The sequence below is a fragment of the Streptomyces sp. NPDC005402 genome (genome assembly GCF_040606575.1).
GTDB lineage: Bacteria > Actinomycetota > Actinomycetes > Streptomycetales > Streptomycetaceae > Streptomyces.
Genome location: NZ_JBEXFB010000001.1, coordinates 60,711 through 79,480 on the forward strand (window position 1 = coordinate 60,711; position 18,770 = coordinate 79,480).

Annotated in this window: 21 protein-coding genes and 1 pseudogene; 12 read left to right on the top strand and 10 right to left on the bottom strand. The window is 70.6% G+C overall.

Annotation, left to right across the window (positions count from 1 at the left end):
* The first annotated feature begins 1 nt into the window (after window position 1).
* The 3 genes from ABZT02_RS00285 to ABZT02_RS00295 all read left to right on the top strand — a co-directional run bounded on the left by ABZT02_RS00285 (window position 2) and on the right by ABZT02_RS00295 (window position 2,319).
* On the top strand, window positions 2-1,030 hold the full coding sequence (locus ABZT02_RS00285) for a hypothetical protein (protein WP_356013646.1): 1,029 nt from the start codon (window positions 2-4) through the stop codon (window positions 1,028-1,030).
* A 61-nt stretch (window positions 1,031-1,091) separates the two neighbouring features.
* On the top strand, window positions 1,092-1,529 hold the full coding sequence (locus tag ABZT02_RS00290) for an SsgA family sporulation/cell division regulator (protein ID WP_356012665.1): 438 nt from the start codon (window positions 1,092-1,094) through the stop codon (window positions 1,527-1,529).
* Between the two features lie 97 nt (window positions 1,530-1,626).
* Window positions 1,627-2,319, top strand: a complete 693-nt coding sequence (locus ABZT02_RS00295) for a DUF2238 domain-containing protein (protein ID WP_356012667.1) — start codon at window positions 1,627-1,629, stop codon at window positions 2,317-2,319.
* On the opposite strand, the gene ABZT02_RS00300 is transcribed toward ABZT02_RS00295, so the two are convergent.
* A complete protein-coding gene (locus ABZT02_RS00300; RefSeq protein WP_356012669.1) occupies window positions 2,240-2,725 on the bottom strand; it encodes a DUF6328 family protein in 486 nt (161 codons plus the stop codon). The two genes, ABZT02_RS00295 and ABZT02_RS00300, sit on opposite strands and share 80 nt — an antisense overlap.
* 83 nt (window positions 2,726-2,808) lie before the next feature.
* The gene (locus tag ABZT02_RS00305; RefSeq protein WP_356012671.1) at window positions 2,809-3,792 is read right to left on the bottom strand and encodes an aldo/keto reductase; all 984 of its coding nucleotides are present in this window, start codon (window positions 3,790-3,792) and stop codon (window positions 2,809-2,811) included.
* A 151-nt stretch (window positions 3,793-3,943) separates the two neighbouring features.
* On the opposite strand from ABZT02_RS00305, the gene ABZT02_RS00310 reads away from it, so the two are divergent.
* Window positions 3,944-5,641: a cholesterol oxidase substrate-binding domain-containing protein gene (locus tag ABZT02_RS00310; RefSeq protein ID WP_356013648.1), complete on the top strand. Its 1,698-nt coding sequence runs from the start codon at window positions 3,944-3,946 to the stop codon at window positions 5,639-5,641.
* Here ABZT02_RS00310 and ABZT02_RS00315 read toward each other — a convergent pair.
* The 3 genes from ABZT02_RS00315 to ABZT02_RS00325 form a co-directional block, all read right to left on the bottom strand.
* A complete protein-coding gene (locus ABZT02_RS00315) occupies window positions 5,638-6,237 on the bottom strand; it encodes a TetR family transcriptional regulator (protein WP_356012672.1) in 600 nt (199 codons plus the stop codon). The two genes, ABZT02_RS00310 and ABZT02_RS00315, sit on opposite strands and share 4 nt — an antisense overlap.
* Complete coding sequence (locus ABZT02_RS00320; RefSeq protein WP_356012674.1) at window positions 6,234-7,709, bottom strand: MFS transporter; 1,476 nt, start codon at window positions 7,707-7,709, stop codon at window positions 6,234-6,236. The genes ABZT02_RS00315 and ABZT02_RS00320 overlap by 4 nt, the downstream gene beginning before the upstream one ends.
* Window positions 7,710-7,805: 96 nt before the next feature.
* Complete coding sequence (locus ABZT02_RS00325) at window positions 7,806-9,023, bottom strand: FAD-dependent monooxygenase (RefSeq protein ID WP_356012676.1); 1,218 nt, start codon at window positions 9,021-9,023, stop codon at window positions 7,806-7,808.
* A gap of 333 nt (window positions 9,024-9,356) precedes the next feature.
* Here ABZT02_RS00325 and ABZT02_RS00330 point away from each other — a divergent pair, with 333 nt between their 5' ends.
* The 3 genes from ABZT02_RS00330 (at window position 9,357) to ABZT02_RS00340 (ending at window position 11,097) form a co-directional block, all read left to right on the top strand.
* Window positions 9,357-9,701, top strand: a complete 345-nt coding sequence (locus ABZT02_RS00330; protein ID WP_356012677.1) for a tyrosinase cofactor — start codon at window positions 9,357-9,359, stop codon at window positions 9,699-9,701.
* 33 nt (window positions 9,702-9,734) lie between these two features.
* The gene (locus ABZT02_RS00335; protein ID WP_356012679.1) at window positions 9,735-10,559 is read left to right on the top strand and encodes a tyrosinase family protein; all 825 of its coding nucleotides are present in this window, start codon (window positions 9,735-9,737) and stop codon (window positions 10,557-10,559) included.
* Between the two features lie 85 nt (window positions 10,560-10,644).
* The gene (locus ABZT02_RS00340) at window positions 10,645-11,097 is read left to right on the top strand and encodes an SRPBCC family protein (RefSeq protein WP_356012681.1); all 453 of its coding nucleotides are present in this window, start codon (window positions 10,645-10,647) and stop codon (window positions 11,095-11,097) included.
* Window positions 11,098-11,118: 21 nt separating this feature from the next.
* Here the strand turns inward: ABZT02_RS00340 and ABZT02_RS00345 are convergent, their stop codons facing one another.
* The 3 genes and pseudogenes from ABZT02_RS00345 to ABZT02_RS00355 form a co-directional block, all read right to left on the bottom strand.
* Window positions 11,119-11,817 (bottom strand): ribonuclease H, encoded by a 699-nt coding sequence (locus ABZT02_RS00345; protein ID WP_356012683.1) that lies wholly within the window; start codon window positions 11,815-11,817, stop codon window positions 11,119-11,121.
* A 22-nt stretch (window positions 11,818-11,839) separates the two neighbouring features.
* Window positions 11,840-12,211, bottom strand: a pseudogene (locus tag ABZT02_RS00350) (TetR/AcrR family transcriptional regulator); the annotation flags it as partial.
* Between the two features lie 60 nt (window positions 12,212-12,271).
* A complete protein-coding gene (locus ABZT02_RS00355) occupies window positions 12,272-13,072 on the bottom strand; it encodes a VOC family protein (protein ID WP_356012684.1) in 801 nt (266 codons plus the stop codon).
* Between the two features lie 232 nt (window positions 13,073-13,304).
* Between ABZT02_RS00355 and ABZT02_RS00360 the strand changes: the two genes are divergently transcribed.
* Window positions 13,305-14,204 (top strand): SGNH/GDSL hydrolase family protein, encoded by a 900-nt coding sequence (locus ABZT02_RS00360; protein WP_356012685.1) that lies wholly within the window; start codon window positions 13,305-13,307, stop codon window positions 14,202-14,204.
* 28 nt (window positions 14,205-14,232) lie between these two features.
* Here the strand turns inward: ABZT02_RS00360 and ABZT02_RS00365 are convergent, their stop codons facing one another.
* Window positions 14,233-14,715, bottom strand: coding sequence for a VOC family protein (locus ABZT02_RS00365; RefSeq protein WP_356012686.1), 483 nt, complete (start codon window positions 14,713-14,715; stop codon window positions 14,233-14,235).
* Window positions 14,716-14,838: 123 nt separating this feature from the next.
* Between ABZT02_RS00365 and ABZT02_RS00370 the strand changes: the two genes are divergently transcribed.
* The 3 genes from ABZT02_RS00370 to ABZT02_RS00380 all read left to right on the top strand — a co-directional run bounded on the left by ABZT02_RS00370 (window position 14,839) and on the right by ABZT02_RS00380 (window position 17,413).
* Complete coding sequence (locus tag ABZT02_RS00370) at window positions 14,839-16,062, top strand: epoxide hydrolase family protein (protein ID WP_356012687.1); 1,224 nt, start codon at window positions 14,839-14,841, stop codon at window positions 16,060-16,062.
* Between the two features lie 123 nt (window positions 16,063-16,185).
* Window positions 16,186-16,809: an ATP-dependent Clp protease proteolytic subunit gene (locus ABZT02_RS00375; RefSeq protein ID WP_356012689.1), complete on the top strand. Its 624-nt coding sequence runs from the start codon at window positions 16,186-16,188 to the stop codon at window positions 16,807-16,809.
* 1 nt (window position 16,810) lies between these two features.
* Window positions 16,811-17,413: an ATP-dependent Clp protease proteolytic subunit gene (locus ABZT02_RS00380; protein WP_356012690.1), complete on the top strand. Its 603-nt coding sequence runs from the start codon at window positions 16,811-16,813 to the stop codon at window positions 17,411-17,413.
* Between the two features lie 17 nt (window positions 17,414-17,430).
* Here ABZT02_RS00380 and ABZT02_RS00385 read toward each other — a convergent pair whose 3' ends face one another.
* Window positions 17,431-17,859, bottom strand: a complete 429-nt coding sequence (locus ABZT02_RS00385) for a helix-turn-helix transcriptional regulator (RefSeq protein WP_356012691.1) — start codon at window positions 17,857-17,859, stop codon at window positions 17,431-17,433.
* An 88-nt stretch (window positions 17,860-17,947) separates the two neighbouring features.
* On the opposite strand from ABZT02_RS00385, the gene ABZT02_RS00390 reads away from it, so the two are divergent.
* Window positions 17,948-18,727 (top strand): class I SAM-dependent methyltransferase, encoded by a 780-nt coding sequence (locus ABZT02_RS00390; RefSeq protein WP_356013650.1) that lies wholly within the window; start codon window positions 17,948-17,950, stop codon window positions 18,725-18,727.
* Window positions 18,728-18,770 lie beyond the last annotated feature (43 nt).

An 18,770-nucleotide genomic window follows, 5' to 3' on the forward strand; every position in this document is an offset into this window, starting at 1 on the left:
CATGACCTCCGAGGCCTCGGTCGAGACGACCGGCGCGCCCTTGTCCGACCTCGTCGCGCGGGACGCCCGCGAGTTCGGGGTGTACGCGCGGACCGGTGGATGGGCCTTCGGCCTGATGGTGGCGCGCAGCGTGCGGCCCGGCGGCCAGAGCGCGGACGAGACGCCGAAGGTGTCCGCGAAGGAGTTCGCCGAGCTCGCCGGCTGCTCGCCCGAGCGCGTCATGCGCTACTACAAGGCCTGGGACCGGGCCGCCGACGACGGCATGGTCCCGCACTTCGAGGCGCTGGCGCCGGGCCAGGACGTGGAGCTGCCGGACGCGGACGTGTGGCTCGACTACTACGTCTCCCGCAACAGCGCCGGCTCCGAGCGCGGCACCGCCATCGCCGAGGCGGCGGAGGCCGAGGGCATCCGGCCGACCAAGGCCCTGGAGGTCGCCGAGAACCCGACCGCGCTGCGCGCCGCGATCCTCGCCGACCCCTCCACCGCCCGGGCCGCGCGCAGCGCGCTGCTCGACCGGATCAAGGAGGACCCGGAGCTGCAGGCCTCGCTGGCCCGGGACGTGGTGCGCACGGACGACCTGAAGAAGGCCGTGGCCACCGAGAGCAGGGCGGCCGACCGGATCGGATACGTCCGCCAGATCGCCGAGTCCGGGCAGGTCAAGACGCCGGCCGGGCAGACCATCGACGCGCCCGTGGACCTGCGCCAGGAGGCCGAGCGCCACCTGTCCCTCCTGGAGGAGCTGGAGGAGGACGAGGACACCGGCGAGTGGGCGGCCGAGGCGTTCGACACCATGAAGTCCCTCGTCGCCGAGGCCGTGGAGGCCGACCCCGAACTCCGGGTCCAGGAACGGCGTACCAAGTTCTACAACAGCCTCCAGAAGGCCACCAAGGTGTTCGAGGAGCTGACCTTCGACGACGCCCAGGACTTCTACGAGGACGACATGGTCCAGCAACTGGAGGAACTCCAGCAGGCCATCACCTCGTGCATCACGGCTTTGCGCACCGCGAAGGGGAATCACCAGGACAGCTGAGCATCTTGGGCGTGGAAGGGGTACTAGAGGGCTCTACGTCGTTCTTCCCGGAGGCCTCCAGGTGAACCCCTTCGTCCACAGGACCGCGCACAAAACCCTGGTCGTACAGCTGCAGGCGGGCGGCACGGGCCGGTGCCCCGTGCTCGCCCACCTGGGGTACGACGCGTCGGACCCGTTCGCCGTCACCGCGGTGTTCAGCCATGACGGCCGGGTGCTGGCACGGTGGCGGCTGGACCGGGAGATGCTCGGCGAGGGTCTGCGCGGCCCGGTCGGGATCGGTGACGTGCGGCTCAGCCCCGTCTCGACCGGTGTCTGGGAGGAACTGCGCATGGAGTTCTTCGGCGACGCCCGCTCCGACGGGGGCCGTCAGCACGCCGTGGTCTTCGCCTGGGCCCCGGCGCTCGCGTCCTTCCTGCGCGAGACCCGTGAGATCGTGCCGCCGGGACAGGAGGAGGTCAGAGTGGACGACTTCCTGGCCTCGGTCATCGCGGGCGGCTGAGAACAGGGACCACCGCGTACGCGGCCTGAGTAGCCGTACTCATGCCGCCGTCCTCCCGCTGCCCGACGATGAGGGCTCCTACGACAAGGAGCACCTCATGACCGCTGTGCGACGGCCCCTGCCGGTCCTGCTCGCCTGTGCGGTGGTCGCCGCGCTGGCCCTGTCCGCCTGGGGCCCGCGCGACCGCACCACCTGGTTCCTGGAGACCGTGTGGGTCCTGGTCGGGCTGCCGCTGATCGTGCTCACATGGCGCCGCTTCCCGCTGACGGACCTGCTGTGCTGTCTGCTGGCGGTCCACGCGCTCGTGCTGATCGTGGGCGGTCACTACACGTACGCGCAGGTCCCGGTCGGCGACTGGGTGCGGGACACTTTCGGGCTGGCGCGCAATCCGTACGACCGCTTCGGCCACCTCATGCAGGGCTTCGTGCCGGCGGTCCTTGTGCGGGAGCTGCTCAGCCGCACGTCACCGCTGCGGGGCAGTCGCTGGCTGCCGCCGCTGACGGTGTGCGCGTGTCTGGCCTTCAGCGCCGTCTTCGAGATGCTGGAGTGGCTGGCGGCGGTGACCGGGGGTCAGGCGGCGGACGCCTTCCTGGCCACGCAGGGAGATGTGTGGGACACCCAGTGGGACATGTTCTGCGCGCTGATCGGTGCCACGGTGTCCGTACTGGTCATGAGCCGCCTCCACGACCGGCAGCTGGACGGACCGCGCGTCACTTCGTCGTGTAGCGGCGCCTGGTCCACAGGGGCAGGGCGAACCAGCACATCAGGTACCAGGCCACTACTGCCGTGACGAGCCAGGGCACCCAGCTGTCGTGGGTCGCGACGCGCAGGATCAGCAGCAGGGCCGCCGTCATCGTCGTCAGCAGGAGGATCAGCCCCACGAACGTCAGCCGGGAGGCGATCCGCACGGCTTGGGGTTTGATGCGCCGCCCGGAGACGAGGCGGTGCAGGGAGACCGGCCCGATCAGGGCTCCGGTGGCGCAGGAACCGAGGACGACGGTCACGATGTAGATGACCTGGTCCGTGTGGGCCAGGTCGTCGTACTTCGGGGTGAACACCACTGTGAGCAGGAAGCCGAACAGGATCTGCACACCTGTCTGCGCGACCCGTATCTCCTGGATGAGTTCGCCCCACATGCGGTCCGCGCGCTCGTCCTCGGTCTCGTCGCGGCCTGTTCGTCTCACCGTATCGACCATGCGGTCCGTGTATCCGGTGCCTGATCGTTCAAACAGCAGGGCTCGGGGGGCGACCGGAGGGCCGCTGCCGGAGCCCCGCGGGCTCACCAGCGGTGCTCGACCTGGTCCTTGATGCGACGGTCATAGAGGTCGCGGATGGCGGTGAGAGTCTGCTCGGACAGCGGCGGCAGCTTGGCTGCGGCCGCGTTGGCGCGGGCCTGCTCGGGGTTGCGGGCGCCGGGGATGACGCTGGTGACGCCGGGCTGCTCGATGATCCAGCGCAGGGCGAGCTGGGCCGGGGTGTAGCCCTCGGGCGCCAGCGCGGAGAACTCAGCGGCGGCCTCGACGCCGGTCGTGTAGTCCACGCCGGAGAAGGTCTCGCCGACGTCGAAGGCCTCGCCGTGCCGGTTGTAGGCGCGGTGGTCGTTCTCCGGGAAGACCGTGTCCTTCGTGTACTTGCCGGACAGCAGGCCCGAGGCCAGCGGAACCCGGGCGATGATGCCCACGCCCGCCTCCTGCGCGGCGGGCAGCACCTCGCGCAGCGGCTTCATGCGGAAGGCGTTGAGGATGATCTGCACGCTCGCCACCCCTGGCCGGGCGATCGCGGTGAGCGCCTCCTCGCAGGTCTCGACGCTGACGCCGTAGTGGGCGATGCGCTCCTCCTCGACCAGGGTGTCGAGGGCGTCGAACACCTCGTCGGTGGAGTAGACGGGGGTCGGCGGGCAGTGCAGCTGGACGAGGTCGACGCGGTCGACGCCGAGGTTGCGGCGGGAACGGTCGTTCCAGGCGCGGAAGTTGTCGAGGACGTAGTTCTCGGGGATCTGGTCGACGCGGCGGCCCATCTTCGTCGCCACCAGCACATGGAGGTCGGGCCGGCTGCTCAGGAACGTGGCGATGGTCTGCTCGCTGCGTCCGTCGCCGTACACGTCCGCCGTGTCGAAGAAGGTGACCCCCGACTCGGCCGCCGCCTCCAGCACCGAGAGGGCTTCCTTGTCGTCGACGTCTCCCCAGTCGGCCCCCAGCTGCCAGGTGCCGAGTCCTACGACGGATGCGTGCTGCTGCGACCTGCCGAATGTGCGCTCGTCCATGGTGTCAGTCTGTCATCAGTAGCCGAGCTGCGCGGAACGGGTGACTCCGGGGCGGGACCTGTGAATTGTTCACTCACATGGGTGACACGCTTCGACGCAGGGCATGCACGTGTCAACTTCCGCCTAGCGTGGCCCCGTGACTGATCGTTCATTGAGCAACCACCCGCGGGAAGACTCCTCCTGGTCCCGTCGCGGCTTCCTCCTCAGCGCCGCCGGCCTCGCCGCCGTACCGATTCTGCTGCCGGCCGATCCGGCGGCCGCGGCCGAGGAACTGCCCGGCTTCCCGGCGGGCGTGGCCCTGCACCGTTCGGCGTACCGGAACTGGGTCGGCGAGATCACCGCCGACGGGCTGTGGGCCTGCGCGCCCACCGGCCCGGACCAGGTGGTCGATGTCGTCAACTGGGCCTGGCGGCACGGCTGGCGGGTCCGGGCGCGGGGCTCCTCGCACGGCTGGTCGCCCCTCACCGTCACCGAGGGCACCGCGTCGGACGCGCCGGTCCTCCTCGTCGACACCGCCTCCCACCTCACCGGTCTGTCCCTGGACTCCGCCTCCGCCGTGCGGGCCGGTACCGGCGTCACGCTGGAGGCGCTGCTCACCTATCTGGAGGCGCACGGACTCGGGGTCACCGCCGCGCCCGCGCCCGGTGACCTCACCCTGGGCGGAGCCCTGGCGATCGACGCGCACGGCACCGCAGTCCCGGCCGCCGGGGAGAAGAGGCTGCCGGGGCAGACGTACGGCTCGCTCAGCAACCGCATGCTGTCGCTGACCGCGGTGGTGTGGGACGAGGACAGCGCGGCGTATGTGCTGCGCACCTTCAGCCGCGCCGAGGCGGACAGCGCGGCCCTGCTCACCCATCTGGGGCGGACCTTCGTCACCGAGGTCGTACTGCGGGTGGGCGCCAACAGCAATCTGCGGTGTGTGAGCCGGGTCGACATCCCGGCGGCCGAGCTCTTCGCGGCCCCCGGCGGTGACGGGCGCACCTTCGCGAGCTTCCTGGAGGAGGCCGGGCGGGTCGAGGCGATCTGGTTCGCCTACACGGAGTTCCCGTGGCTGAAGGTGTGGAGCGTGGCACCGACCAGGCCGCTGACCTCGCGGCGCGTGACCTCGCCGTACAACTACCCCTTCTCCGACAACGTTCCGACCCTGGTGGCGGATCTGGCGGGGCGGATGGTGTCGGACGCTGCCTGGTATCTGGCACCGGTGCTCGGGAACGCGCAGCTCGACGTGGCGACGGTGGGGCTCACGGCGACCCTGTCGGCGGACATCTGGGGTCCGTCCAAGAACACACTGCTCTACATCAAGCCCACGACGCTGCGGGTGACCGCCAACGGGTACGCGGTCCTGACGAGCCGGGACCAGGTGCAGCGAGTCGTCTCCGAGTTCACCGACTTCTACCGGGAGCGGCTCGCCGCGTACACGGCCCAGGGGAAGTTCCCGGTCAACGGGACGGTGGAGATCAGGGTGACCGGGCTCGACGATCCGGCCGAGGCCGAGCTGGCCGGCGCGCGGGCCCCGCTGCTGTCGGCGCTGCGGGCGGATCCGGCGCGTCCCGAGCGGGACACGGCGGTGTGGCTGGACATCCTGACGCTGCCGGGGACGCCGTACGCGGAGGCCTTCCTGCGGGAGATCGAGCGGTTCCTGTTCGACGGCTACGAGGGCACGCGCGTCGAGTGGTCCAAGGGCTGGGCCTACACGGACGATGCCGTGTGGGCGGACGAGGAGGTGCTGGGGACGACGATTCCCGGGTCGTTCGGTGAGGCGGTGTGGGGGCAGGCGGCGGGAGTGCTGGACCGGCTCGATCCGCACGGCGTGTTCGGCAACGCCTTCCTGGACCGCCTCTTCCGCTAGGGCGTCAAGTGGGCCTGCACCGTGGGGGCGTACCGGTCCACCAGGTCCTCCACTGCGGTCCCCCTCAGGTCGGCGCCCCGGGCGATGCCGTACATCACGCCCAGGCCCAGGAGGGTGCCCACCGCCAGTTCGGCGCGCAGGCCGGCGTCCGGACCCGTCAGGCGCTCCGCGAGGCGATCGACCACCTGAGTGCGGAAGTTGACGCGCAGGATGTCGCCGTGTTCGCCCTGGACGGGGGCGAAGGCGATCCGGAGCAGGGGGTCGGCGCCGCGTTCGATCTGGCCGGTGAGGACGTGGCGGACCATGTGGCGGCCCAGTTCGTGCAGCGGGGCGTCGAGCAGGGCCGTCGCGTCGGACTCGAAGGACATGACGCGGGCGAGGAGGGCGTCCTTGTTGCCGAAGTACTTCACGATCAACGGCGGGCTGACACCTGCGCGTTCGGCGACCGCCTTGAGGGTGATGTCGGCGTGGGGGGTGCGGGCCAGGAGGTAGCGGGCCGCCTTCAGGATGGCGGCCTTCGTCGTCTCGGCGTCCCGGCGGGCGGGCGTGGTGGCTGCGGGCGTGGCGGTGGGGGGCGTGATGCTCACGGCACTCATGCTCCCTCCATCGCCCCGTCCCGCGCGCCCCGGGTGCGCCCCTTGGCGCGGCGGGATCCCTCGGGGGTGGAGTCGCCCGGGATGGTCAGCGCCGCCGCGCAGGCCGCGAGGGCGACCGCGCCCGCCATGGCGAAGGCCAGCAGGTAGCCGTGCAGGGTGGGTACGGGCGCGCCGCCGACGAGGCTGGTGTGGTGGACCAGCACCGCCGCGACCGCCGCGCTGGAGGTGGCCTGGCCGATGGTGCGCATCAGGACGTTGACGCCGTTGGCGGAGGCCGTCTGCTCGGCCGGGACGGCGCGCAGGATCAGGGTGGGCAGGGCCGAGTAGGCGAGGGTGGTGCCGGTGGACACCACGGTCGCGCCCACGATGACCATCCAGAGATCACGGCTGTCCGCGATGCGTACCGCGTAGCCGCAGGCGATGACCGCGGCACCGAGGGCGAGGGTGATGCGCGGCCCCCGGGAGGCGGAGATGCGGGCGGAGAGCGGTGAGAACAGCAGCATGGTGACGCCGCCCGGCAGCAGGCACAGTCCGGTGGCCACGATCGACAGGCCGAGTCCGTAGCCGGTGGCCTTCGGTGCCTGGACCAGCTGGGCCGTCACCAGCGAGTTGGCGTAGAACGCGAAGCCGGTGAGCAGCGCGGCCACGTGGGACAGGCCCACGCGCGGGCGGGTGACGAGGCGCAGGTCGACCAGGGGCTGCTCAGTGCGCAGTTGGCGCCACCACCACAGGGCCAGGACGGCGACGGACACCAGGAAGAGGCCGAGCACCCGGGGGCTGCCCCAGCCCCACTGCCCGCCCTGGGACACCCCGAGCAGCAGGCTGACCAGGCCCACGGCCAGTCCCAGAGCGCCCGGGACGTCGAAGCGGCCGGGCTGGCGTACCTGCGACTCACGCACCGCCCACGACACGGCCGTGACCCCGAGGGCGCCCAGGGCGCTGGTCATCCAGAACATGGTGTGCCAGTCGGCGTACTGGACGACCATGGCGGCCAGCGGCAGGCCCAGCGCGGCACCGATACCGACGGTCGAACTCATCATCGCCACCGCGGAACCCCGGCGCTCGGGCGGCAGTTCGTCGCGCAGGATGCTGATCGACAGCGGCACCACGGAGGCGGCGGCACCCTGGAGGGCGCGGGCCGCGATGAGCACGGTGATGTCGGACGACAGGGCGCACATCACCGAGCCGGCCGTCATCAGGACCAGGGACGCCGTCAGCACCTTGCGCTTGCCGTACATGTCGCCGGCGCGGCCGAGCACCGGGGTGAGGACCGCTCCGGCCAGCAGGGTCGCCGTGACCATCCAGGAGACCGCGCCGGGCGAGGAATGGGTCAGCCGGGGCAGGTCCGGCAGCAGGGGGACGACCACGGTCTGCATGACCGCCATGAGCGTGCCGCACATCGCCAGCACCGGCACGGTGAGCCGGGTCCGCAGACTTCCGCGTGGCGGGGATATCGGGCCCTGCTGGTCCATCGGTGCTCCGGATTCACTGCGGAAAACGGCGGGTGAATGACAATTCACTTTAGCGGTGAATCGTCATTCACCCAACACCTTTCCGAGGTCGGCGGACTACTTGCGCGACGCCAGCTCCCGCGCGTGCACACTGCGCGCCACCTTCGGCCCGAGCCAGCGCTTGAACCTGCGCAGCACCTCCAGCCGCCCGGCGGCCCGGTCGATCCGGTAGTACAGCTGGGGCGGGACATAGGGCAGCAGCGGCGAGTGGCGCTGGCCGAGCAGGGCGAACATCTGCTCCGGGGGCAGGTCGATGTAGCGCGGCAGGTTCTCGTACCACTGGGCGCTGTAGCGGGCCGCGCTCTGGGCGGAGAGCAGCTCCGACTTGCGCTGCCGCTCGTAGCGGGCGAGGGCCTGCGGAAGCTCGCTGTGCGCGTGCAGGGCGTCGGCCAGGGCGATGGCGTCCTCCAGGGCGAGGGTGGTACCGGCGCCGATGGAGTAGTGGGTGGTGTGGGCCGCGTCGCCGAGGAGGACGAGGTTGTCGCGGTGCCAGGTCCGGTTGGTGAGGGTGCGGAAGTTCAGCCACTGGGCGCTGCCCGAACCGGTGGAGCGGCCGATCAGCGGGTGGCCGTCGAGGATGTCCGCGAACAGCTTCTCCAGCAGGGCGAGCCCGTCGGCCTCGTCGGCGGTGTCGAGGCCGAGGCCGGTCCAGGTCCGCGGTGCGCACTCGACGACGACGGTGCTGCGCTCGGGGCTGAAGGCGTAGCCGTAGCACCAGATCCAGCCGTGGTCGGTCTCGACGAAGGCGAAGGTGAAGGAGTCGAAGACCTTGCTGCTGCCCAGCCAGATGTAGCGGTTGCGGCCCTCTTCGGTCTCGGCTCCGAAGTGCTCGGCGTGCCCGGTGCGCAGGACGCTGCGCACACCGTCGCCGGCCACGACGAGGTCGGCGGCGGGGAGGTTCCCGTGGGTGATCTCGTGCTCGAACTCCAGCCGAACACCCAGGGAGCGGGCGCGCGCGGCGAGGATCTCCAGCAGGCGGTGGCGGCCGATGCCGCAGCCCTCGTCGCTGGGGCGCCGGGTGACCAGGTCGCGCACCCGGGCCTCGCCCTCGCGCCAGGTGACCGAGGCCTCCTCGATCGCGCGGGCCGACTCGGGGTCGTGCGCGTGGAGCTTGTCGAGCAGTCCGCGCCAGTAGGTGACGCCCCAGCCGTAGGTCGAGCCCTCCGGATCACGCTCGTGGACAGTGATGTCGTGGGACGGGTCCTGCCGTTTCAGCAGGATCGAGAGATACAGGCCGGCGGGCCCGCCGCCGACGCAGGCGACCTTCACACGCACCCCTAGAAATTACCCAAAGCGATCAATTGGCAACACAGAGTAGCAGTCGGCTGGCGTTGGCCTTTGCTTCGGATCACGTCACTTTCAGCGCGTGAGGTGGGCCACTACCGGCACCCCCACCCGCAAAGGATCATCGGATTCAGCGCCGACGCGAGAAGGAATTCCTCCGTCCGGGCTCCCGAAAGCCCTCTCGACGACAAGATCATCTTCGTTCAACGCTGTACGACATGTGGGCAATTGTCTGGATCAGAGCCAACCGGTCACGAGCGATTTCTCCCGCTCTCGGCACGGCCGATAGGCATGCGGAGTCCGTCAACTCAGGAGGCACACCGCATGCCGGAACTCACCCGCCGTACCGCGCTCACCGCGACGGCCGCCCTCGCCGCAGGAGCCGTCGCCGCCCCGCGCGCGTCCGCCGAGGAACACCACCACGGGTCACCCGAGTCCTTCGACGAGGTCTACAAGGGCCGCCGCATACAGGGCCGGTCCACCGGGGGCCACCACGGCGGCTACCGGGTGACGGTCGACGGCGTGGAGCTGCACGTGATGCGCAACGCCGACGGCAGCTGGATCAGTGTCGTCAGCCACTACGACCCGGTGCCCACCCCGCGCGCAGCCGGGCGGGCCGCCGTCGACGAGCTCCAGGGCGCACAGCTGCTGCCGTTCCCCGCCAACTGACCGCCCCCGTACGCCTCTTTGGAGCATCCGCACATGACCGTCCGGAAGAACCAGGCAACCCTGACCGCCGACGAGAAGCGACGGTTCGTCGCCGCCGTCCTGGAGCTGAAGCGCAGCGGCCGCTACGACGCGTTCGTCACCACGCACAACGGTTTCATCATGGCCGACACCGACAACGGCGAGCGCACCGGCCACCGTTCGCCCTCCTTTCTGCCCTGGCACCGCAGATTCCTGCTCGACTTCGAGCGCGCCCTGCAGTCGGTGGACGCCTCGGTGGCGCTCCCGTACTGGGACTGGAGCACCGACCGCACCCCACGCGCCTCGCTGTGGGGGCCCGACTTCCTCGGCGGCACCGGGCGCAGCCGGGACGGGCGGGTGATGGACGGCCCGTTCGCCGCGGACAGCGGCAACTGGCCGATCACCGTGCGGGTGGACGGCCGTACGTATCTGCGGCGCTCGCTCGGGAACGGCGTACGGGAGCTGCCGACGCAGGGCGAGGTGGAGTCGGTGCTGTCCATGGCGGCGTACGACACTGCTCCCTGGAACAGCGCGTCGGACGGTTTCCGCAACCATCTGGAGGGCTGGCGCGGGGTCAACCTGCACAACCGGGTCCATGTCTGGGTGGGCGGGCAGATGGCGACCGGGGTCTCCCCCAACGATCCGGTGTTCTGGCTCCACCACGCCTACGTGGACAAGCTGTGGGCCCGGTGGCAGCAGCGGCATCCGGACTCCCGCTATCTCCCGGCGGCCGGCACACCCGATGTCGTCGACCTCGACGAGACCATGAAGCCGTGGAACGACGTACGCCCCGCGGATCTGCTGGACCACACCCGCCACTACACCTTCGACACCGCGTGACAGTCGTCGTCCTACGGCGGTTTGCCCTCCGGGCCATGCGGTACCCGCGCCGCACACACCGAGAGGACGAAGGAGGGATTCACCCGTGTCGCAGGTCGAGGAGTCCATCGAGGTCGGCGTGCCGGTGCACACCGCCTACAACCAGTGGACACAGTTCGAGACGTTCCCCGAGTTCATGAGCGGGGTCGAGCGCATCGAACAGCGCACCGACACGCTCACGCACTGGGTGACCAACGTCAACGGGGTGCACAGGGAGTTCGACGCGGAGATCACCGAGCAGATCCCGGACGAGCGGGTCGCGTGGACCACGATCGCCGGCGAGGCCAAGCAGGCCGGTGCGGTGACCTTCCACCGGCTCGACGAGAGCCACACCAAGGTGATGCTCCAGATGGACTTCCATCCGGACAGCATCACCGAGAAGGTGGGCGACAAGCTCGGGTTCGTGAAGCGGCAGACCAAGGGCGACCTGGAGCGCTTCAAGACGTTCATCGAGGAGCGCGGTCAGGAGACCGGCCAGTGGCGCGGAGCGGTCATCTGACCGAGGCGCCCGGACCGGCCGCTAACCGGCCGCTTCTGTACGGCACTCCGGGTGCCCCCAGCCCTGGGCGTTCTTCGAGATCGGCTCACCCGCCGCGTAGGACCGCCCGCACAGACACCGGCCGGGGAACTTGGCCTTGATCGTGCGGGAAGACGAACCACCGCTCCGCTTGGGCGACTTGGCCCGGGCGGGGCGGTCGGTCTTTTTCGGGGTGTCCGGCGACGGCGGCGGCTTCGGGGAGCCCAGTTCGCTGCTCGCGGGCTCCTGGACGATCGCCGCCTGGCTGGCCGCGCGGTCGGCGAAGTCGTTGAGCGGGTCGCCGTCGACCTGGTGGGCGGGGACGTAACGGAACTCGACCGTACGTCCGTCGAGCAGTTCGTCGATCCGCACGACGAGGTCCTGGTTGGCGACCGGCTTGCCCGCGGAGGTCTTCCAGCCGTTGCGCTTCCAGCCGGGCAGCCAGGTGGTGACGGCCTTCATGGCGTACTGGGAGTCCATCCGGATCTCCAGCGGCACCTCCGGATCGGTCGCGGCGAGCAGCCGTTCCAGCGCGGTGAGTTCGGCGACGTTGTTGGTGGCCTTGCCGAGCGGGCCGGCCTCCCAGCGGTCGGGCGTCTCCGACTCGTCCGCGATGACCCAGGCCCAGGCCGCGGGTCCAGGATTTCCCTTCGAAGCCCCGTCGCACGCGGCCACCAGTCGTTCACGCATGCGCTCGATCATGCCATGAGCGGACGGGCGCCTCTCACCCCACCGCGACGACCGCGGCCACCACTCTGCGGACCTCCTCGCCGCCGGGTGCCGCGTCCTCCGCGTCGGCGAAGAGCAGATGTGCGGCCCTGATCAGCGTGGGGGCGAGCAGGTCCACGTCGGCGTCGGCGGGAACCCGCCCCAGTTCGCGCTCGGCGGCGAGACAGCCGGCCACCATCGCCGTGGCCTCCCGCAGTACCGGCACTCCCCCGCCCCTCGCCCCGCGCAGCCGGGCGCGCAGGGCGTCCCGCGCGATGACCAGGCCGACGATCCGCAGGGCGATCGTCCCGAAGAGGTCGGTCAGGGCGGCGGCGAGGTTGCCGACGACGTCGCCGGTTCCGGCGGACTCGCGCAGGGCTTGGGAGCGCGGCGGGAGCCTGTCGGTGCACTACACCGCCGTGGTGGTCACGGCGGTGCGCGGCACCGGCTAGGACACGTCGGAGATCTGGGGCATGTCGCCCTGGGTGGTCGTCACGTCGATGACCGAGAAGCTCGCGCCCTGCGGATCGCTGAGGGCGGCGAACCGGCCGAAGGGCGAGTCCATGGGCCCGAACCGCAGGACGGCGCCCAGCTTGGTGGCGCGGGCCACTGCGTCGTCGCAGTCCGGGACCGTGAAGTAGACGTTGATGTACGCCGGCACCTCGGGCGGGAAGTCGTCCGTCATCTTCATACGGCCGAGGACGGTGTTGTCACCGAGGTTGAACATGCGGAAGTCGATGGCGTCGTCCTGCATCTGCTGGGCGCTGTAGCCGAAGACGGCGGGGAAGAACGCGTCGGACTTCTCCGGGTCACGGGTGTAGATCTCGGCCCAGCAGAACGCGCCGGCCTGCCCGGGTGGCGCCTCGAAGCCCTCGTGGGTGCCGCCCTGCCACACGCCGAAGACGACGCCGCTCGGGTCGCGCCCCAGGCACATCGTGCCGAAGTCGCCGACCTGCGTCGGTTCCATGAGCACGTCACCGCCGTTGTCACGGATCCTGCCGGCGGTGGCTGCCGCGTCCGGCGACGCGAGATACAGGCACCACTGCGACTGGCCCTCCTGCCCCGGCATCGGCGGCACGACCGCGGCGACGGCCTTGCCGTCCGCGTAGGCCTGGGTGTAGTTGCCGTACTCCGACGACGACTCGCCGAAGGTCCAGCCGAGGACGTCGCCGTAGAAGCTCTTGGCTCCCTCGACGTCACTGAACATCGCGTCGGCCCAGCAGGGGGTTCCCTCAGGTTGTACGGCCATGATCGCGGCCTTTCCCGAATCGGTGGTCGGTTCGTCTCCACACGCTAGTCACGGGTGCGGCCGACCGCGCGCCGAACGGACGATCCCACTCCAGACCGGACAGAAGGGGCACTCTCCGCGCAGGGGGCTCGGGAGTCTCGCGGCGACTGAACCGTGCCGCGCGTCTTCCCCCCTGAGCCCGGCTGTGCTTGCCTGGGGAACCGTTTTTCGGCGACCGGGGCGGGAGTCGCGCATGCGGAAACCGTGGATCGTGGGGTTACTGACCGCAGTCCTGCTGCTCGGTGCCTGCGGCGACCCGTCGGACGGACCGGAGACCGCGCCACCGACCCCCGACGTCTCCCGCGCGGCCACCACGCATCAGCGCGCCCAGTCCTCCCCCGGCGCGTCCGCGGCCGTCGTCGCCCCGCGGGTGCTGTATCTCGGCGACTCGCTCGCCATGGAGGCGCAGCAGGTCCTCGGGCAGGAACTGCGCCGGGACCTGCGGGCGACGTACACGAGCGCGCCGTACTCGGGGACCACGTTGTGCGACTACCTGGAGGGGACCGGGAAGAAGTCGCTGGTGCCCGACCGGGACAAGGCGGCGGCGCTGGTCCGGGCGCTGCACCCGGACTTCGTGGTGCTGCAGTTCTGGGGCAACGCGTGGGGCTACACATGGTGCATGGACGGGATCAGCCATGCCGCCTCGCCGCAGAAGTACTTCACCCGGTACCGGGCGGACCTGAAGAGGCTGACCGATCAGATCGCGGCGGCGGGCGGTGAACGGCGGCCGCGGATCGTGTGGGTGGCACAGGGCCCGGACCCGATCACCCCCGACCGGGTCCGGCGCGTGAACGAACTGTACGAGGAGCAGGCCGCCGCCTCGGGCGACATCGTCGCCGACGCGGGCGCCACCGTGGCACCCGCCGGATCCCGCTACACCTGGGTGCAGTACCTGCCGTGCACCTCCTACGAGCACGAGCATCCTGCCTACTGCACCCAGCCGGACCGCGACCGCACCGCCCTGCACCTCGACAAGGACTATCTGCATTTCTGTCTGGCGCCCACCACGTCCACACCCAAGCCGTGCCCCGTCCGCTCCCCCGGCATCCTGCGGATCGCCCGGGAGATCACGCGGGTGGTCGGTTCGTCCTGAGGAGCGGCCGGGTGCGTGCGAGGCGCGCTCACTCGCCCGCGTAGGCCTTGTCCAGGGCGGCGAGGTCGAACTTGCTCATCGCCATGAACGCCTTCATCACCCGAGCCGACCTGACCGGGTCCGGGTCGGTGACCATGGCCTGGAGCCGGTCCGGCACCACCTGCCAGGACAGGCCGTACCTGTCCTTGAGCCAGCCGCAGGGGCCGGGCTCGCCACCGCCCTCGGTGAGCTTGCTCCAGTAGTAGTCGATCTCCTCCTGGTTCTCGCAGAAGACCATGAAGGAGACGGCCTCGGTGAACTTGAACTCGGGACCGCCGTTCAGCGCGAGGAACCGGTGGCCGTTCGCCGTGAACTCGACGGTCAGCACACTGCCGGCGGGCTGCGGCGCACCCTCGGGATAGCGGGCGATCTCGCCGATGCTCGAGTTCTTGAAGACGGAGACGTAGAAGTGGGCGGCCTCCTCCGCCTGCCCGTCGAACCAGAGACACGTGGTGAAGCCGTCGGTGGCCATGCCTACCTCCTGGGGCGTGGAAACGCTGTCATCGGTGTCGACCGATCCTCGCCATGGAACTCATCGGTCGGACGGCCGATTAATCCAGGTGGCCGATACATCCGTCCGAACTAGCATCCGGGCATGACGTCTGCGCCCACAGAACACACGGACCTGGTCCGGCCCTTCCGCCTCGACATTCCGCAGAGCGACCTCGACGACCTGCACGACCGGCTCGACCGCACCCGCTGGCCCGACGACCTCTCGGCCACAGGCTGGGCGTACGGCGTGCCGGCCGGCTATCTGCGCGAACTCGCGCACCACTGGCGGCACACCTACGACTGGCGCGCCGCCGAGGCACGGCTGAACGAGTGGCCGCAGTTCACGACCGTCATCGACGGGACGACCGTGCACTTCGCGCACATCCGCTCCCCCGAGCCGGACGCCACCCCGCTGGTCATCACGCACGGCTGGCCCGGCTCGATCGTCGAGTTCCTGGACGTGGTGGGCCCGTTGACCGATCCCGCGGCCCACGGCGGCGAGCCGGCGGACGCCTTCCATGTCGTCGTACCGAGCATCCCCGGATTCGGGCTGTCCGGGCCGCCCGCGGACACGGGCTGGGAGGCGGGCCGGATCGCCGACGCGTGGGCCGAGCTGATGACACGGCTCGGCTACGACCGGTTCGGCGCGCAGGGCGGCGACTGGGGCTCGGCGATCTCCCGGGAGCTGGGTCGCGCCCACCCCGAGCGGATCATCGGCGTCCACCTCAATCTGCTGCCCGGAGCGCAGGCCACCCATGAACCGACCGAGGAGGAGCTCGCCGCGCTCGAACCCGGGGAGCGGGAACGCGCCCTGGAGTCGTGGCGCCGGTGGAGCGCCTGGTCGGGCGAGGGCACCGGGTACGCCGTCCTGCACTCCACCCGGCCGCAGACCCTGGCCTACGCGCTCACCGACTCGCCGGTCGGCCAACTCGCCTGGATCGTCGAGAAGTTCCAGGAGTGGACCGACTCCACCGAGCTGCCCGAGGAGGCCGTGGACCGGGACCGGCTGCTGACCAACGTGATGCTGTACTGGCTGACCGGGACCGCCGGTTCGGCCGCCCGGATCTACTACGAGCGGGCGCACGCCACGGGCGGAAGGGCGGCCCGGCCCACCGAACCGTCGACCGCGCCGACCGCCCTCGCCGTCTTCCCGGCGGAGAACCAGGTCCCGCTGCGGCACAAGGCGGAACGCACCGACACCATCGTGCGCTGGACCGAGTTCGACCGGGGCGGCCACTTCGCGGCGATGGAGGAACCGGACCTGCTGGTGGACGACGTGCGCGCCTTCTTCCGGCACCTGCGCGAGAAGGACCGACCCCACCCCTGAGCACCCCCGGGCCGCCGCTCTGCCACCGGCGAATCTGCCACCGGCAGAGAAACCGCTTCGAGGCATCGTCCGAGGTCAACAGTGGAGTCGAGACGGCATCCCCTACGACCACGAGGACAGCCCATGACTTCCATCCGGGCCGAGGAGGGCGACACCCCTCCCACCCGCTTCGACGACCAACTGGCCGCCCAACTCCTCGCCCAGCGCATCGTGCTGCTGGGCACCCAGGTCGACGAGGTCTCCGCCAACCGGGTCTGCTCGCAGCTGCTGGTCCTGTCCGCGGAGGACCCGCGGACCGACATCAGCCTGTACATCAACAGCCCGGGCGGCTCCGTGTACGCGGGCCTCGCCATCTACGACACGATGCGGCTGATCCCCAACGACGTGTCGACACTCGCCATGGGATTCGCGGCCAGTATGGGCCAGTTCCTGCTGTGCGGCGGCGCCCATGGCAAGCGGTACGCCCTGCCGAACGCGCGGATCATGATGCACCAGGGGTCGGCGGGCATCGGCGGGACCACCGCCGACATCGAGATCCAGGCGGAGAACCTGGAGCACAGCAAGCAGACCATGGAGCGGCTGCTCGCCGAGAACACGGGCCAGACGCCGGAGACGATCGCCCGCGACGGCGACCGCGACCGCTGGTTCACGGCCGAGGAGGCCAGGCAGTACGGCATGGTGGACCGGGTCGTGGAGTCCCTCGCGGACGTCCGCCCGGCCGCCTCCAGGCGACGGATGGGACTGTGACATGGCGAACTACACGATTCCTTACGTCGTCGAGCGCACCGCGCACGGCGAGCGGTCCTCCGACGTGTTCAGCCGCCTGCTCTCGGAGCGGATCATCTTCCTCGGCACCGAGATCGACGACGGGGTGGCCAACGTCGTGATCGCGCAGCTCCTGCATCTGGAGTCGGCGGCGCCGGAGAACGAGATCTCGATCTACATCAACTCCCCCGGCGGCTCGTTCACCTCGCTGATGGCGATCTACGACACGATGACCTACGTACAGGCGCCGATCTCGACGCTCTGTGTGGGACAGGCGGCCTCCACGGCGGCCGTCCTGCTGGCCGGAGGGGATCCCGGGCGACGGCTTGTGCTGGAGCACGCGCGCGTGCTGCTCGGCCAGCCCGCCTCCGGCGGCAGCCGCGGCGCGATCTCCGACCTCGCTCTGCAGGCCAAGGAGATGGTCCGCATCCGCTCCCAGGTCGAGGAGGTGCTGGCCCGCCACACCCACCACGACATCGCGACCCTGCGCGCGGACATGGACCGCGACAAGGTGTTCACGGCGGAGGAGGCCGTGGCGTACGGGCTGGCCGACGAGGTGGTGAGCCGGCGCCTCGTGACGGTCTGAGGCGCCGGCCGCGCCCCTCAGGCCGCCAGGCACATCCCGTTGTACGGCGATCCCGGCACCGCGCGGCGGCTGCGCGCGGAGTGCCGGGTGAGCTCGCCGTGGGCCAGGGAGAGCAGGTCGCCGAGGCCGAGGCCCAGGGCGTGGGCGGCGGCCGCCAGAACCTCCGAGGAGGCCTCCTTGCGGCCGCGCTCGACCTCGGAGAGGTAGGGCATCGAGATCCGGGCCGCGTCGGCCACGTCCTTGAGCGTGCGCTCCTGGGCGAGGCGCTCACGGCGCAGGACGTCTCCGACGAGGTCACGCCACAGGGGTTCCCTGCTCTCCCTGGCGGCGTGATCCCCCGGCGGTGCGGTGGCGGGGCGTTCGGACACTGGGCGGACGGACCCCGGGCGCGCGGACTGCGGGCGCAGGGGGATCACACGTGCTTGGTTCGGCGCTTCGTTGCTCACCGGATCAGCCTAAATTCCATGGCCGCCAGGGGAAGGGTCCGGCATTCTGCCCTGGGTGGAATCGACAACGGGAGGGGCGCGAGTCCCGGTGCTGCGCGAGACGTTCAACGAAGCGGCGGAGCTGTACGACAGGGCGCGTCCGAGCTATCCGCCCGCTCTGGTCGGGGAGTTGGCCCGGGTGACGGGCCTCGCACCGGAGAGCCGGGTGCTGGAGGTGGGGCCCGGAACCGGACAACTCACCCATGCTCTGGCCGAGTTCGGCTGTCACATCACCGCGGTGGAGCTGGGCGACGCGATGGCCTCGGTGGCCCGGCGGCGGCTGGCCGGGTTCCCCCGGGTCGATGTGCGCAACGCGGAGTTCGAGCGCTGGCCGCTGCCGGCGGAACCCTTCGACCTGGTCGCCTGCGCCACCGCCTTCCACTGGATCGACCCGGCCGTCCGTGTGGAGAAGGCCGCGGACGCGCTTCGCGCCGGGGGACGCCTCGCGGTCGTCGTCACCCACCATGTGGCGGGTGGCACGACCGACTTCTTCGCCCGGGCCCAGGACTGCTACGAACGCTGGGATCCGGCCACACCGCCCGGGCTGCGGCTCCGGCCGTCCTCCGAGATCTTCTCGGACCTGGACGAGTTCCGGAACTGTCCCCGTTTCGGTGACGTCACGGTGACCCGCTTCGAACAGGACATCACCCGCACCACCGACCAGTACATCGACGTGCTCCTCACCTACTCGGGTCACCGGGCCCTCGACAGCACCCGCCGCGAGGGCCTGCTGGCCTGTATCCGGCAGCTGATCGAGACCCGCCACGGCGGCCGGGTCACCAAGCGCTACCTGCACGAACTGATCGTCGCGACCCGCGTCACTCCCTGAGGACCGTCGATTTCGCGCCACCTGTCAACTTGGTGGGCATGCG

Excerpts from the sequence above, each read along its gene's own strand:
- ABZT02_RS00365 (WP_356012686.1), bottom strand. The coding sequence starts at position 14,715 with ATGGCCACCGACGGCTTCACCACGTGTCTCTGGTTCGACGGGCAGGCG.
- ABZT02_RS00370 (WP_356012687.1), top strand. The coding sequence starts at position 14,839 with ATGACGTCTGCGCCCACAGAACACACGGACCTGGTCCGGCCCTTCCGC.
- ABZT02_RS00335 (WP_356012679.1), top strand. The coding sequence starts at position 9,735 with ATGACCGTCCGGAAGAACCAGGCAACCCTGACCGCCGACGAGAAGCGA.
- ABZT02_RS00300 (WP_356012669.1), bottom strand. The coding sequence starts at position 2,725 with ATGGTCGATACGGTGAGACGAACAGGCCGCGACGAGACCGAGGACGAG.
- ABZT02_RS00380 (WP_356012690.1), top strand. The coding sequence starts at position 16,811 with ATGGCGAACTACACGATTCCTTACGTCGTCGAGCGCACCGCGCACGGC.
- ABZT02_RS00285 (WP_356013646.1), top strand. The coding sequence starts at position 2 with ATGACCTCCGAGGCCTCGGTCGAGACGACCGGCGCGCCCTTGTCCGAC.
- ABZT02_RS00355 (WP_356012684.1), bottom strand. The coding sequence starts at position 13,072 with ATGGCCGTACAACCTGAGGGAACCCCCTGCTGGGCCGACGCGATGTTC.
- ABZT02_RS00330 (WP_356012677.1), top strand. The coding sequence starts at position 9,357 with ATGCCGGAACTCACCCGCCGTACCGCGCTCACCGCGACGGCCGCCCTC.
- ABZT02_RS00305 (WP_356012671.1), bottom strand. The coding sequence starts at position 3,792 with ATGGACGAGCGCACATTCGGCAGGTCGCAGCAGCACGCATCCGTCGTA.
- ABZT02_RS00320 (WP_356012674.1), bottom strand. The coding sequence starts at position 7,709 with ATGGACCAGCAGGGCCCGATATCCCCGCCACGCGGAAGTCTGCGGACC.
- ABZT02_RS00295 (WP_356012667.1), top strand. The coding sequence starts at position 1,627 with ATGACCGCTGTGCGACGGCCCCTGCCGGTCCTGCTCGCCTGTGCGGTG.
- ABZT02_RS00375 (WP_356012689.1), top strand. The coding sequence starts at position 16,186 with ATGACTTCCATCCGGGCCGAGGAGGGCGACACCCCTCCCACCCGCTTC.
- ABZT02_RS00345 (WP_356012683.1), bottom strand. The coding sequence starts at position 11,817 with ATGATCGAGCGCATGCGTGAACGACTGGTGGCCGCGTGCGACGGGGCT.
- ABZT02_RS00360 (WP_356012685.1), top strand. The coding sequence starts at position 13,305 with ATGCGGAAACCGTGGATCGTGGGGTTACTGACCGCAGTCCTGCTGCTC.
- ABZT02_RS00315 (WP_356012672.1), bottom strand. The coding sequence starts at position 6,237 with ATGAGTGCCGTGAGCATCACGCCCCCCACCGCCACGCCCGCAGCCACC.